Annotated in this window: 21 protein-coding genes and 1 pseudogene; 21 read left to right on the top strand and 1 reads right to left on the bottom strand. The window is 39.9% G+C overall.

What is annotated here, in order from left to right; all coding sequences use genetic code 11:
* Nucleotides 1–3 precede the first annotated feature (3 nt).
* From GO593_RS00605 to GO593_RS00520, 17 genes are all read left to right on the top strand, one after another.
* Entirely contained in the window at nt 4–1,407 is a 1,404-nt protein-coding gene (locus GO593_RS00605; protein ID WP_000218941.1) for a DUF4055 domain-containing protein, read from the top strand.
* Nucleotides 1,373–2,458, top strand: coding sequence for a minor capsid protein (locus GO593_RS00600; RefSeq protein WP_000235338.1), 1,086 nt, complete (start codon nt 1,373–1,375; stop codon nt 2,456–2,458). Before GO593_RS00605 ends, GO593_RS00600 begins: the two co-directional genes overlap by 35 nt.
* A gap of 318 nt (nt 2,459–2,776) precedes the next feature.
* Nucleotides 2,777–3,583 carry a hypothetical protein gene (locus GO593_RS00590; RefSeq protein WP_001288712.1) on the top strand — a complete coding sequence of 269 codons (807 nt, stop codon included), beginning with the start codon at nt 2,777–2,779 and terminating at the stop codon, nt 3,581–3,583.
* Nucleotides 3,584–3,595: 12 nt separating this feature from the next.
* Nucleotides 3,596–4,750 carry a hypothetical protein gene (locus GO593_RS00585; protein ID WP_000024161.1) on the top strand — a complete coding sequence of 385 codons (1,155 nt, stop codon included), beginning with the start codon at nt 3,596–3,598 and terminating at the stop codon, nt 4,748–4,750.
* 39 nt (nt 4,751–4,789) lie between these two features.
* Nucleotides 4,790–5,203, top strand: coding sequence for a hypothetical protein (locus GO593_RS00580; RefSeq protein WP_000048012.1), 414 nt, complete (start codon nt 4,790–4,792; stop codon nt 5,201–5,203).
* Nucleotides 5,204–5,206: 3 nt separating this feature from the next.
* Entirely contained in the window at nt 5,207–5,599 is a 393-nt protein-coding gene (locus GO593_RS00575; RefSeq protein ID WP_000575197.1) for a hypothetical protein, read from the top strand.
* Between the two features lie 2 nt (nt 5,600–5,601).
* Entirely contained in the window at nt 5,602–5,982 is a 381-nt protein-coding gene (locus GO593_RS00570; RefSeq protein ID WP_001201764.1) for a hypothetical protein, read from the top strand.
* Nucleotides 5,982–6,263: a hypothetical protein gene (locus GO593_RS00565; RefSeq protein WP_000609012.1), complete on the top strand. Its 282-nt coding sequence runs from the start codon at nt 5,982–5,984 to the stop codon at nt 6,261–6,263. Before GO593_RS00570 ends, GO593_RS00565 begins: the two co-directional genes overlap by 1 nt.
* Entirely contained in the window at nt 6,238–6,660 is a 423-nt protein-coding gene (locus tag GO593_RS00560; protein WP_000539829.1) for a hypothetical protein, read from the top strand. The genes GO593_RS00565 and GO593_RS00560 overlap by 26 nt, the downstream gene beginning before the upstream one ends.
* A 1-nt stretch (nt 6,661) precedes the next feature.
* Nucleotides 6,662–7,060 carry a hypothetical protein gene (locus GO593_RS00555; protein ID WP_001251827.1) on the top strand — a complete coding sequence of 133 codons (399 nt, stop codon included), beginning with the start codon at nt 6,662–6,664 and terminating at the stop codon, nt 7,058–7,060.
* A 166-nt stretch (nt 7,061–7,226) separates the two neighbouring features.
* Nucleotides 7,227–7,709, top strand: coding sequence for a GIY-YIG nuclease family protein (locus GO593_RS00550; protein ID WP_000991781.1), 483 nt, complete (start codon nt 7,227–7,229; stop codon nt 7,707–7,709).
* Nucleotides 7,706–7,951 (top strand): hypothetical protein, encoded by a 246-nt coding sequence (locus GO593_RS00545; protein WP_001025903.1) that lies wholly within the window; start codon nt 7,706–7,708, stop codon nt 7,949–7,951. Before GO593_RS00550 ends, GO593_RS00545 begins: the two co-directional genes overlap by 4 nt.
* A complete protein-coding gene (locus GO593_RS00540; protein WP_001043655.1) occupies nt 7,944–8,216 on the top strand; it encodes a hypothetical protein in 273 nt (90 codons plus the stop codon). Before GO593_RS00545 ends, GO593_RS00540 begins: the two co-directional genes overlap by 8 nt.
* Before the next feature lie 106 nt (nt 8,217–8,322).
* Entirely contained in the window at nt 8,323–8,676 is a 354-nt protein-coding gene (locus GO593_RS00535; RefSeq protein ID WP_002134788.1) for a hypothetical protein, read from the top strand.
* Nucleotides 8,676–9,854, top strand: coding sequence for a phage tail fiber protein (locus GO593_RS00530; protein ID WP_000002408.1), 1,179 nt, complete (start codon nt 8,676–8,678; stop codon nt 9,852–9,854). The genes GO593_RS00535 and GO593_RS00530 overlap by 1 nt, the downstream gene beginning before the upstream one ends.
* 52 nt (nt 9,855–9,906) lie before the next feature.
* Nucleotides 9,907–10,824 carry a phage tail tube protein gene (locus tag GO593_RS00525; protein WP_002055478.1) on the top strand — a complete coding sequence of 306 codons (918 nt, stop codon included), beginning with the start codon at nt 9,907–9,909 and terminating at the stop codon, nt 10,822–10,824.
* Nucleotides 10,825–10,894: 70 nt separating this feature from the next.
* Nucleotides 10,895–11,404 (top strand): hypothetical protein, encoded by a 510-nt coding sequence (locus GO593_RS00520; protein WP_025079739.1) that lies wholly within the window; start codon nt 10,895–10,897, stop codon nt 11,402–11,404.
* 546 nt (nt 11,405–11,950) lie between these two features.
* Here the strand turns inward: GO593_RS00520 and GO593_RS00515 are convergent.
* Nucleotides 11,951–12,217 (bottom strand): Arc family DNA-binding protein, encoded by a 267-nt coding sequence (locus GO593_RS00515; RefSeq protein WP_001040173.1) that lies wholly within the window; start codon nt 12,215–12,217, stop codon nt 11,951–11,953.
* Between the two features lie 122 nt (nt 12,218–12,339).
* Here GO593_RS00515 and GO593_RS00510 point away from each other — a divergent pair, with 122 nt between their 5' ends.
* From GO593_RS00510 to GO593_RS00495, 4 genes and pseudogenes are all read left to right on the top strand, one after another.
* Complete coding sequence (locus tag GO593_RS00510; RefSeq protein ID WP_031945361.1) at nt 12,340–12,501, top strand: plasmid partition protein ParG; 162 nt, start codon at nt 12,340–12,342, stop codon at nt 12,499–12,501.
* 79 nt (nt 12,502–12,580) lie between these two features.
* Complete coding sequence (locus GO593_RS00505) at nt 12,581–12,967, top strand: hypothetical protein (protein ID WP_000932189.1); 387 nt, start codon at nt 12,581–12,583, stop codon at nt 12,965–12,967.
* A pseudogene (locus GO593_RS19355) lies at nt 12,964–13,503 on the top strand (antA/AntB antirepressor family protein). Before GO593_RS00505 ends, GO593_RS19355 begins: the two are co-directional and overlap by 4 nt.
* 96 nt (nt 13,504–13,599) lie before the next feature.
* Entirely contained in the window at nt 13,600–14,106 is a 507-nt protein-coding gene (locus GO593_RS00495) for a DUF4468 domain-containing protein (RefSeq protein ID WP_000720037.1), read from the top strand.
* Nucleotides 14,107–14,125 lie beyond the last annotated feature (19 nt).

The following is a 14,125-nucleotide window of genomic DNA, read 5'->3' as shown; positions in this document are numbered from 1 at the left end:
ATTATGACAGTTAGTACTGTTCATCCGGATTATGCAAAGGCAATGCCGGATTGGGAATTTATGGATTATGCCTTGGGTGGGGAACGTTGTGTAAAAGAGCAGGGTGAAAAGCTTTTACCAAAGTCCCAAGGCATGATAATGGCTGAAGAAGTAGATCCAAAAAATAAATGCATCTATGAAGCATTCAAACAACGCGCAGAATATCCTGAGTGGGTGCGTGATTCTAAAAGAGCAATGATTGGTCTAGTGTCAAAACTTGAGCCAGATATCAATATTGTAGATTCACGGTTAAAACCATTGATTGAGCAGGCCACAACAGATGGGTTTGGCTTAAAGCAATTATTCCTTCGAGTAGTAGAGGCTCAGTTGTCTTATGCACGTTGCGCTTTGATGCTTGATTTCGACGATTCAGGTAAGCCATACATTGCGTTGTATTGGGCAAAAGACGGCATTAACTGGAAAGAAAAGACTGTTGCAGGGCGAACAGACTTGACGCTTTCAGTATTTAAAGAAGCTCACGATAATTCTGAAGATGAATTTGCTCACAATAAAGAGTGCTTTTACCGAGCTCTTGATATTATTGACGGCAAATACAGATCAAGATTATTTACTGATGATAATACAGTAATTGAAGAAACATATCCGGGCTTAGGTAATAAGACACTTTCGTTTATTCCTGTTGTTTACGTTGGCAGTATGAATAATACGCCTTCAATTGACGAAATGCCTTTAATGACAATGGCTAAGGCGGCTATTAAGTATTACCAGTTAAGTGCTGAATATTTCCAAGAGTTGCATTTAACTAGTCATCCTCAACCTTGGGTTTCAGGTGTTGATGAAGATAAGCCTTTGCGTGTGACGGGTCCAATGGCTGCATGGCAATTACCACAAGGTGGGCAATGCGGATATCTCGAAATTCAAGGTGTAGGAATAGAAGCTAAACGCACTGCAATGCGTGACCAAAAGAATGCAGCTTTAGAAGCTGGTGCTCGTGTAATGGACATTGGTGGTGCTGAATCAGGCGAAGCACGCAAAGCTCGTCAAGATGACCAGTATTCGACATTGTATGGAATGGTTATTACTGCTGCTGAAGCAATTGAGCAGGTCATTAAGTATGGCGCATTGTGGTTAGGGCTTAGTGATAAAGATTACCGTTTTAATGTTAAGCCTGACTTTGGCTCATTAGGTTTTGATGTAAATCTTGCTAAACAGCTCTATGAGGCTGTATTGGGGAATAAAATCTCAATGGAAACCTATTGGGATTATATTCGAACAGGAAAAATCCCGGATATTGAATATTCCCAAGAGTTAGAGCGCATTGAAACCGAAATGACTAACAGTCCAATGACTGGATATGTTGCAGGGGTGACTAATGGCAACTCAGATGTCACAACAGGCGCTACTTGATGCTCTAGTATCACATCAAGCTTATCTTTACCGACTGTCTTCAACTGAAATCAATAATCTCTTAACGCAATTCGATTCTCTCTCGAATGAGATGATCTCGAAGTTAAGAGACTTGTTGGATGACTTGAGCGATGCTGAAAAGACAGCATTAATGTCAGGACAATACACAACGCCTGCTTTGAAAGAAGTTAGGACATTAGTTCAGACTTGGCAGGCAAGTGTTGCATCAGGGTTGCTTGAGAGCTTCACAGTAAGCGCTACAACCTTAGCAGTATATGAAGCTACATATCAGGCTAAAACTCTCACTAATCGCAAAATAGAGCCAAACGGAAAGACGCTATTCAACAAGGCAAAGAAAACACCTTTAAGTGGTGGTGTACTGCTTGATTCTATTTTTGCGCGAATTGCTGATGAGACTCGTGTGAGAGTTGAGCAAACTATTCGAGATGGTTTATCTAAAGGCCAGACTAATCAGCAGATTGTTCAGCGAATTAAAGGCAAGAAAGCACTTAACTATCAAGACGGTTTGCTTGATCAGAGCAGAAACCAGATTTCTACCATGGTTCGCACTGCTCGAAGTCATGTGTCCAATGTGGCTTTGAATGAAACATATCAGTCCATTGGTGTTAAGTACGTAAAGTTCATTGCAACACTGGATAGCCGTACTTCTAAAATCTGTATGGGTTATTCAGACAGGGTTTACAAGAAGGATGAGCCTCATCCAGTGCCGCCACTTCACCCAAACTGTAGATCAATCCTGATTCCCGTTTCTGATGACTCAGGAAAAACCATTGGTATGCGGCCATTCAACAATAAAGTGAATGGTGAGGGTGAAATAGGCGTTGTGGATTCAAATACAACTTTCAAAGGTTGGTTTGATAAACAAGATGCAGCTTTTCAAAAGTCTTGGCTTGGGCCGACAAGATACAAACTATTCAAAGAGGGCAAATATTCTCTGGATAAGTTTATTGATCCGCTTACAGGTCAGCCATTCACACTTGCTGAACTCAAAAAGCTTGATGAAGAAATGTTTAAGAGGTTGGGATTATGAAAGTAATTAGTCGAGGTGTGCTGCCCGAGTTGCAGACCTATAGAGACTCATGTGGCAAGTGTTATTCAGTTATCGAATTTTAAAAGAATGAGTTGCGAGTCATGAGCGATAGAAACGAAACTATCTATGTGTTGAATTGCCCTGTATGTCGTAACGATATTTGGATTGCATCTCAAGCATTAAAGCCAGTTATTTATAGAAATATGTAAAACAACTTAATTCAAACCTTAGCAGCTTCGGCTGCTTTTTTATTGCCTGAAGCAAAGCCAAAGGCTCAAACAATTAAATCCGCAAGGCGGTATCTCTAGGAGATTTTAGATGTCTGAATTTTTAAAACGCCAATTAATGTCTTTACAAAATCAAGCTGGTGCAGATGGGGGTGAGGGTGGTTCTGGTGGGCAAGGCTCAACAACCATTAATTTTGAAGATCCTGCAATCAAAGCACAGTTAGACCAATACGTTGAACAACATGTTTCTGGACTTAAAGCTAAAAACAATGAGCTTCTTGGTAAGAATAGATCCTTATCTGATGAGTTGACCAATTTTAAAAGCCAATTTGAAGGTCTGGACATTGATGCAGTTAAAGGCTTGCTTCAAAAAGCTGGACAAGACGAAGAAACGAAATTGCTTGCTGAGGGCAAGATTGACGAAGTATTCGGAAAACGTACTGAGCGATTGAAAGCCGAACATCAAAAGTTATTTGATGCGGAAAAGGCGAGAGCTGACAAAGCGGAAGCATATGCAAATAAATTTAAGCAATCTGTAGTCAAAGGTCAAATTGCACAAGCATTTAGTGCTGCACAAGGACTACCAGAAGCGACAGACGACATTACAGCACTCGCTTTATCTAAGTTTTCCTTGGATGAAAACGGCAATGCTGTAGCGATCGATGCAAATGGTGACGTAATTATTGGTAAAGATGGCAAAACCCCACTTACTCCTAAAGAGTGGATTGAAGATATTCGTGAATCAAAACCTTACTTCTTTCCAAAACCTAATGGTGCAGGTGGTCAAGGCGGGAACAATTCAGGCAGCAAAAACACAATTAAACGTAGTGAGTTCGATGCAATGACCCCTACAGAAAAAGCTAACTATATCCGCAAAGGCGGCAATGTAATTGATTAATGGAGCTAATAAATGGCTAACACTTTAACTGGCCTTACGGTCACTATTTTTAATGCGCTTGATGTTGTTTCTCGTGAATTAACTGGTTTTATTCCAGCAGTTTCATCTGACATGACATATAACCGCGCTGCTAAAGGACAAACTGTAACTTCACCGGTGGCACCTGCGGCAACTGCAACAGATATTAATCCTGGTGTAACACCTCCTAATGATGGCGATCAAAACATTGGTAAGGTTGATATGACCATTACTAAAGCTCGTCGAGTTCCAGTTCGCTGGAATGGTGAAGAAAAGCTTGCACTTGATAATAACGGGGCATCTTACAACACAATTCTTCGCGATCAATTCGCTCAAGCTATGCGTACATTGGCAAATGAAGTTGAAGCGGATGTTGCAGGTTTAGCAATTGGCGCTTCTCGAGCAGTCGGTACAGCAGGCACTACGCCTTTTGCAACCAACTTGAAGGACAGTGCTCTAGCACTTAAAGCTCTTCAAGATAACGGTGCACCAAAAGGTGATTTGCAGTTAGTAATTGATACTACTGCGGGTGCTAACATGCGAACTCTTACGCAATTAACCAAAGCAAATGAAGCTAATGACGATTCGTTGTTACGTCGTGGTGTGCTTTTAGATGTGCATGGTTTTGCTATCCGTGAATCTGCACAGGTGGTAACTCCTGCATCTGGAACTGGTGCTAGTGCAACAACTAATGCCGCTGGTTATGCAATTGGAGCAACTTCAATCACACTTGCAAGTGCTGGTACTGGAACAATCGTTGCAGGTGATGTGATTACCTTCGCTGGTGACACTAATCAATATGTAGTTGTTGGTGGTGATACTGATGTTTCTAATGGTGGAACTATCACACTTGCAAAGCCGGGCTTGCGTAAAGCAATTCCAGCAGCTGCAACTGCAATTACTGTAGCGCCCACTTCAACTCGCAACTTGGCGTTTGCTCGATCTGCAATTGCCTTAGCGACTCGTATTCCTGCACTTCCAGAAGGTGGTGACTCTGCAGATGACCGTATGATCGTAACTGATCCTGTTAGTGGGTTATCTTTTGAAATCGCCATTTACCGCCAATACCGCCAAGTGCAATACGAAGTATCGCTTGCTTGGGGTTGTGCAATGGTTAAACCAGAGCATTCAATCATCTTGCTTGGTTAATGACTTGGGGCTTCGGCCCCATTCTTTTTGGAGAATAAAATGTCTAAGACAGTAAAAATTAAACCAAGCCATGAATCACAAGGCGAGTTCGTAATTATCTCTGTAGATCAATTCAATCCATCGGAACATGAGTTGATTGAAGGTGAATCACTACCAATTGATGAGAGTGAAGTTACTAATGATGCGCTTGTCCCTGTAGAGCAATTTGATGAATTGGCTAACAAACTGGTTATCTCAGAAGAACAGCTTTTGACTGCAAAAGAAGAATTAATGGCTTTCAAAAATGATGTGCCAGCTATGAAAGCACGAATTGCAGAGTTGCAAGGCGATGACACTCCAGTTGGCGCAACAAATGAAAATCAGAATCCATCAACAGAAAATACTGGCGATGCACAGGCAAGCGGTCCAAAAGCGCCTGCTAAAAACAACAAGCAATCAAAAGATCAGGAATAAGTCATGATTGAATACATTACCGTGGCAGATATCGATGCAAAACTTGGTAACGATTGGGCAGGCAGCGATAGTGCAAAAGCTCGCGCGGTAATGATTACCAATGTTTGGCTAACAAATCTTAAGTTACCAGATACAACAGATAATCAGCCCTTAAAAGATGCAATTCTATTGGCAGCAGTAGAGCTGATACCTGATACTGTGAATGGAAACCTTTATACAGAAGTTGAAACTGGTGTGTTGAGCGAGACAGTATCAGCACAATCGGGAACAAGCGTTTCTAACACATATTCAGCTACTCATAAAACATATACAGCGAGTGAAAACCTAGCCTTATCCATTTTAAAACCATGGCTAGATAAAGGATTCGGTAATGTAATTCTATTAGTGAAGATCTAATTATGAGAGCTAAAATTCAATCTAAATTAGGAAAGGCTTTTAGTACAAAGCTTGCGGATGCAGTAGATACTTTCACTTGTACCCGCAAACAATTAGTCAGCTCCAATCCTGCTACTGGTGAGGATACTTACACAGAATATGTATATAGCGGTCGTGGTGTCTTATTTGGAAGCTGGGCAAAAGATTTGGTCAAGCCTATAGATTACCGAGCAACAGACTCTAAAGCCGTGCTACTGCAAAATGAAGTGAAGGATTCAGCAGGAACTTTAGTTAAGCCAGATGTTAATGATATTTGGGTGATTGAAGGTGGCAATTATCGAGTTGTGAGTTATGGAAAAGATGCGGCAGATGCGACATGGGTTGCACAATTGAGGAAAGTCTAATGATTAACTTAGATGATGGGAACTTAATAAGTCAGGCTGTAAACCAAGAGGGCGTTTATCACGCTGAGGTTCGCAAATCCACTAATGGCCCAAAGAAGGTGCTGTTAGATGGAGAAGAATGCAAGTATGTGATCTTTGCTGATACTAACAAGGGCTATCTTATTCGACATAAGACAACCATTGACGGTCGAGCTGTTACAGTAGGGAATGAACCAGTATTTGAAATACTGTTTGGCAAAGTTGAGGTAACTTTTGATGGGATGGCAAACAAAACCAAGTGAATTTATCCAGACCGTTGAAGCCGACCTTACTAAAAAACAGAAAGATATTGTCATTGATGCATTGCAAGGTGTAGTTCTTCAAAGCCCAGTCGATACTGGAGCTTTTAGAGCATCCCACAGAGTCAGTATTAACCAGACCGACCAATCATTTAATGAAGCTGAGAAAGATAAAGGTGGTGGCTCAACCGTTAGTAAAGGCACAAGCGCCTTATCTCGCCTAGTTCCTTATTCAGTTGTCTACATTCAAACGAATGCGCCTTATGCAACTAAGATCGAGTATGGCGACTTTACAGACAAGCCTGAAACACCAAAGACAACAGGTGGCTATTCAAGACAAGCGCCACAAGGTGTTTACGGTTTAACCTTTAACTATATTGCTCAGAAATACGGTGGTTAAAATGGCAATGACTTTAGATCAAGCACGACAAGCCATTATCACTAGAGCAATGGCATTTACTGGAATTGAGCAAAATCGTATTCAATACCCTAATGGCCCATTGATTAGTATTCCTGTAGATGGACTTTGGTGTGACTTAAATATTCTATGGGGCAGTTCTATCATTGCTGGTGTAGGTGATACTCCTTGCACCAGAAGAACAGGGGTTATTTCAATTAATTGCCTTGCAAGACCTCAAACTAATGAGGCTGATATAACAAAGCTCGCTGATGCTTGGTTAGCTCATTTTGAATACTTTACGAGCGGACAGTTAGAAGTCTTACAAGGTCAAGTGCAGAACCTCGGCAGTAATGGGGATTTCATTCAGTACAACATTTCAATAAATTATCGCGTCAATTAACGAATTTAACTTTTAAACGAACCTGTCCTTAGTGGCAGGTTTTTTTATGCCTGAAATTCAGGCGAACACTGGCTAGAGCGACGGTTCGAAAGGAAGATGGTCATTCGACTACTCATTGCATCTTCTTGCCAGTGTCTTTTCTTAAATGGGTAGTCGGAGCATAACAATGAATGCGATTGTAAAGATTGAAACACCAGAGCAAGCTTATCAAGTGATAGAGCAGATGAAAGAGCAACTAAAAGATGTGAAGTGCTCATTGCTTGAAATGACATCAATGATTGGGGATATTGAAAAGCACGAGGGGGAATTCTTCTTTAATTTCTTAAAGTCATTGAGTGCGCAAGGCAAGAAGCAGGATGCTTGCATGATGAATACGTACGTTATGCAAGATGTGGATGCTGGAATTGTGAAAATCGGAAAATCAAAAAATGTCCAAGCCAGACTTTCTGCAATCACAAATATAAGTGGAAGAAGTTTAAAGATTATTGCAACCTTCCCTAAAGATATTGAGAAGCAACTGCACATCAAATACGCGGAATTTAGAGAAGTAGGTGAGTGGTTTTCTTTGCCACAATCTGAATTGGATGATCTAATCAATGAGGCACAACCAAGTCTTGATCTAAAAATTAAAGATGAGGATAACTCATGAATATCCAATACATTGTTGCTGAATGTCGCCCAAGTACAGATGAAGATGGTTATGCAGATGTAGTTATTAATGATGAAACTTATATTTTTACTAGCATAGAGCCTGTAGAAAGTATCAAGGAGGCAATATTGCTAACCATTGATATTAGCCGAATTAACCCAGATCACAAGCATATTGTTCTTCATCATGAAAGTCTGCAAAAGTTGCTAAATGGCATTCATGGTCAAGAGTTAAATGAATAAATCTTCCCCAAATCCAACGCCCTCAATTCGAGGGCTTTTTAATGTCAAAGAAAAAGGAAATCCAATGATCACAAGAATATTTGAAACTACTGAAGGTCATAGCGTTTCTATTGATGTTATGGAAGATGGCAAATGTAGTCATGATGAAGTTGAGTACTTAAAGATTGAAAGTTTGGGTGGGCCGCCTGTTTGGTTGTGTTCGAAATGTGGAAAGAAACTTAATGAAAAAGAGTTCTTAGAATTGCAACAAAAACACCTGAATTAACTGATACCAACCATATAAAGCTAAACCGCCGAAAGGCGGTTTTTTATGCCTAAATAATTTATGTACCACCTCATCGGTGGTTTTTTTATGTCTATAGGAATCACTTATGAGCAATTTTGTTTTTAAGCGTGGTGACACTTTCAACTTGAACTTGCAGCTGGTTGATATGGATGAAGCCCTGCAATATCCACCGGATGACGTGCGCCGTGCAATTGATCTAACAGGCTACACATTCACATCGCAAGTTAAATCGTTGGCGGATGGAGCAGTGGTAGCTACATTGACTTGTGCAGCATTAAGCCAGAGCACACAAAAGGGTTGGCTTAATGTGAAATCTGGAGCAAGCACAGCTGCTTGGCCTTTAGGTCTGTGCCAGATGGATATTAAGGCTGTCGTGAATGGAGTTACCCAGCATACAGATACTTTGATTTTCCAAGTGATTGATGGGGTAACAGCATAATGGCAAATCTTGTTTTTAAATTTAGTTGGGATCATCGGCCATTCCCATATAACGCCTCACAGGGCAAGCGGCAGTTTATGTTGCCATTTGCGTCAGGTATTCCCAATCTGGCACCCAACTTTTCTCAAGTAGTTGGTACTGCAGCTATCTCTCAAGGTGGAACGGGGGCAACTACAGCGGCTGGTGCACGAGCTAACCTAGGCGCAGCTGCAAGTGGGGTAAATAGTGATATTAGTGAGCTTAAGGGACTTACAACCCCTTTATCAATTTCTCAGGGAGGATTAGGAGCTGATAATGCACAGACAGCTAGAATGAATTTGGGGTTAGGAACTGCTGCTGTACTAGCGTCAACAACAAGTCAATATGATCCTACGCCGGGACGAGCACTAAGAGTCGGTGATTGGGGGATAGGGGCTGAAGGTTCTCGTGTATCTGATATGGTTGCTCCTCTTAATAATGGTTTTTTTCGAACAGATGACACTTTAACAAATGATACTGGTAATAGTATTGGTCCTTATGGTTTCTTTTTACACTGTACCCGACGCTCAATGGGTTTATATACAAATGGAAGTCATTCATTTCAGCTTGGGAAAGCTGCCTCATATTCTGCCCTGAAGTATCGATTTAATAATAGTGGTACTTGGTCTAATTGGTTTAATTTATTGACTGCACAAAATACTACAACTGATGGAAATGGTTTTATTAAAGCCGCTTCACCAGTCGTTAAGCTTTTCCAAAGTCATATTGAGCTAAATAACGATGCTGCCAAGCAACCGATCACTTTTGACAAATTAGGCACTGGTGACTATCTGATTAAGGGCTCTTTAGGCTTTGCACAGGAAGGTTGGTATATCGAAGTACCTAAGGATGCCAACGGTAATACGGTAGTAGCAGTTGAATATTCAACCTTAGAAAATGGTGATCTTTCTATTAAAACTTATAAACGTAAGTTTGATGTGGAAAAGGCAGCCATTGTAGCTGATCTCGAAAATCCACTTGATATTCCAGAAGGCCGCTGGATTGATATCCGTCTGCATGAAGAACCTGAACCAGAGCCTGAAGAGCCGTTGAGTGAAACACCAGTGGATTTCCAGCCGACTAACTTATCTCAGGCAGTTGCTGCAGCCATGAATGGCGTGGAACCGCCAGAAATCTCAGAAACAGACGAAACACTTTAATAACCCGCTTAAACAGCGGGTTTTTTATTGCCTAAATTTTGGAGAACCATAAATGAGTTCAGGCGCAAAAATTCGATTATATGCTTGTGAGGAAGCAGTTTTAGGAACAACTCCTGCAAATCCAGTCTGGTACACCGTTCGCCGTGTTACTGATAGTTTGACTGAAAATGTTACTACTGAAGATAGCAGTGAAGTAGTTGATTCACGTTTTCGCCAAGGCGCTGTTGTAACGGAAGCCGAAGTAACTGGTCAACTAGAGTTTGAATTATCACTAGGTACCTTTGACTTATTCTTAAATGTTCTCGCTTTCAATAACTGGGCTGCAAATGCTTTAAGTTTTGGTGGTGGAGTACGTAAGTCTCTTACCTTGGTAAAAGTCTTTGAAGATATTGGTCAAGTCTTTATTTATCGTGGTATTCAAGTGAATACAGGTGAAATGACGATCCAGACCACAGGCAAAATCACTGGTAACTTTGGTTTAGTAGGTAGCTCATTTACGCGACAGCAGGTTAATCCTGTTACAAATCCTATTCCAGCATCGACTCGCCCTCTGGTGAGTATGCCAAATGTTGAAAAGCTACTTATTAATGGTCAATCAATTCAGGGTAAAGCTTGTCTGCAGACACTTACCATCAACTTTAGTAATAATCTGGAAGCGATCCGTTGTATCGGTTCTGGTAAGTACACGCCTGAGTTTTACTTAGAGAAAATGATGGATATTGGCGTAAATGCTAATTTCATGTTTTCAGCAACATCTGCTTCTTGGATTGATGCTATTAAAACCCGTGATGTATTTACATTGACCTTCGATATTACAGATACCAAAGGCAGTAAGTACTCGTTTAACTTCCCGCAACTTGAAGTTAAGGAAGCAAATCACCCGGATGGTGGTGGCGATGACATCATTACAATAGATATCAATTTTGCCCAAGTGCGTACTAGTCCAACGATTATACGTGCTCTTGTGTAATCAACTTATTCAGTAACAAAGCTTATGGAATCCCATGGGCTTTTTTATTTCAAAAATTTCAGAGGTTGCTATGGCTTTAAAAGTCGGAATTATTAAAAGCTCAGATGTTGCTCAGTGGTGCACATTTGAAACTGAAGGTGGACAGGCAGAGTTTAAAATCCGGGGAATTGGTTATAAGCCCTTTCAAGTTGCACTAGAGAAGGCAGGAAACCAAATCACATCCAAAGGCTATGATGTGATGGTAAAAGATGAAAACGCCAAGCTCTACCATGAATTATTACTGGATGCATGTGCTGCTCACCTGATTGAAGATTGGAAAGGGATAGTTTTTTCTGAGGTTGTGGACGGCCAGCCAGTTGAATCGGAAAAGCCTTATACCCCTGAGAATGCCTCAAAGCTTCTCAATCAAGGTGACATTGGTATTTCAATCTGGTTATTCATTAAAGAGCAGGCCCAGAAGATTCAGGAAGAAGCCGACAAGGACAAGGCTTTAATTCTGGGAAAGTCATCGAGCTCTACAAATACCAAAAAACGTATGCGTCGAAAACGCCGCACGAAATCGAACAAATCAAGTTCTTAGGTGGTCGTATTCCTGATCCGCCAGAATATTCTTATGCGGCTGATTCCATTCTTTCGGCATTTAGCACTATTTGCAGATCCCGACGATATGAGCAGGGTATCCCTTTATCTTTAGATCAGCAGGCAATAAATGTCTATGCTGAGCATAATGAATTGCCAGTGGCTGCTCATATTTTTAATGACTGTATCTTTACACTCGACGATATGTTCTTGGATGAGGCACATAAGAAAGCGAGTAAAAAATAGAAATCTATATTGCATTTGGCAAAAATCAAAGATAAATTGATGTCTCATACTTCTCACTCTTTGAGTAAGGGCCGCCGGTCGAATGTCGGGCTTTTTTTGTTAAGTGGTAATTCACCTACAAAGGAAAGCATGATGAAGAACCTTACTCATGCAGAACCCTATTTCATCATGCGTGAAAAAAAGGAACTGCAAAAGAGACTTTTAGATAAGAACAATGAACTATTGGAATTGATGCAAAGAGTTGAAAAATACTTGATGAGGATAGAAAAATAGAGAGTTGTCTTTCTACAAAAAAGCCCGCCTAATCAGCGGGTTTATTTGTTTCTAGCTCTTCAATTCGTGCCATTAGTTTTTCAATTAAAACAGTTGCGCGATCTAAATTCTTATTGCTCATATCTATAAGCTTCATAACTTCAGTTGGGATTTTCTCATTTATATCAAGGCTTTCTTCAAGTCTTGCAACTATTTCAGCAGTTAAAGATCTTTCATTGTCTTTAGCCTTCTCTTCTAATAATTCTTTGAGCTTGCTAGGCATTCTAAAATTCACTTGAGAATAATCTTTAGCCATGGACCATATACCGCAAATTGACAATTAACTAATCATATATAGCAAAAGTGCTTTACACAATGAAGCAAGAGTGCTATAAAGTAAAAATGCTATATAGCAAAGGTGCTTTATTGGAGGTAAAAATGACAAGGCATGATAAGCAAATGAACGTTCGTATGGCACATGAAACAGTAAGTGAATTAAAGGAGGTAGCAAAGAAAAATCGTCGATCGGTAACGGCTCAGTTAAATCAAATCATAGAAGACTGGCTAAAAGAACAGAAACAACAGGATGCGAAAGCATGAAATTAACAGACAACAAAAAAGCCCCTGAATCTTGGCGGATGCGGAGCTTGATTGAAGTCATAACAGTGAGATATGAACTATGTTAAATATACCATTCGAATTTGATAAAGACAAGGTTCTAGATATTACCGATCTACTGCCAACCATTCCTATTGAGATTCTTGAGAAAGTAACAGATCAAAACGGTTCTGTTTCGGCAGATGAAGAAAATTTTCTAAAATCTGTAGGCCGTGCTGCGGAAAATGCAAACCTTCCAGTTTTAAAGGGATTAAGTGCTATTGGTGTGTTGCTTGCCAACGCAAATGAAGAAATACCGTTAGGAACATTTAATGATGTTGGCTGGTTAATACAATCGCTTAGCGAACAAGTTTTAGCTATAAGCCATATGCAAGGGTTCGCTGACTTACTTCTTGATGCAAGTAATAAGAACAAAATCTCTAAGGGCAATGGAGGGCTAATGTCATGAATATGCTTATTAACCAAGAAACTTTAATTCCAGTTGTTGATAGAGATATTGGCGGAGAGGTTCAGCCTTCTGTTGATGCACGTGAATTGCATAAGTGGCTTAAATCTGGGGAAATGTTTGCCACATGGATAAAAAAACGGATTAAGACCTATAAATTTATTGAAAATGAAGACTATATTAGTTTTTTGGTAAACCCCAAAAAACCTAATGGTGGGCGTTCTTCAAGAGAATACATATTAACTATTGATATGGCTAAAGAGCTGTCAATGGTTGAAAACAATGAACAAGGTCGGGTTGCAAGACGTTATTTTATTAACTGTGAAAAAGCATTGCGATAAACAGCATTTGGATTAATGAACCAATTCAACAGAGCTGTATTAGAGTTTGAGAAGTTTACTGAAATTGCTTCAAATGCTGGAAGAACATTATGTTTGGTTGGTAAGCAGTACAAACCTCAAGCATTAAGTAAGGTTGAGGAGCTGAAGCAAAAGATTACGCCTTTGCTCCCATTCGAAGAAGACGAGATGCAAGCTTAAAAGAATTAAGAACCCGCCAAGTGCGGGTTTTCTTCATGTGACATTTAGTAACCAGTTTGTTAAAGTTAGTACACTTTATAACAAACGGTGAAATTCATGAAAAAGATTATTTTTATTCTAGCTGCACTAGGAATTATTACAAGTCATGGGTGTATTACTATTCCTTCTCCAGAAGAAGTCCAAAGAAATGCTTATAAAGGATATTCTGAAGTGGTAGAACTGAATAGTATTCCTAAAGATCAAATATTTGAACTTTCAAAAATCTGGATTGCTAAATCTTTTAATTCTGCAAACAATGTCATTCAGTATGCGGATAAAAATACTGGAATAATCATAGGGAAAGGTAACTTTTCTCTTAAATGCCCTGACAATGTAAAAGGTATGAATTGCTTAGCTTATACATCAACTAAAGCAGAATTTACTTTGAAAATAGAGATAAAAGATGGCAAATCCAGATTGACCTTTAGTGATGTACACCAAGCTGTAAATAACTACCCATTTTATGACAATATTTCTAAACCTATTATTGATTCCCAGATTAAAGGGATAGTTAAGAACTATGGTCTTGATATCATAAATCAAAAGAATGATTCAAATTGGTAGTAATTTGCTAATAAATAAA

This window comes from Acinetobacter baumannii (genome assembly GCF_009759685.1).
In the GTDB taxonomy this organism is placed as follows: Bacteria; Pseudomonadota; Gammaproteobacteria; order Pseudomonadales; family Moraxellaceae; genus Acinetobacter; species Acinetobacter baumannii.
This window is presented reverse-complemented; position numbering and strand designations above follow the sequence as displayed.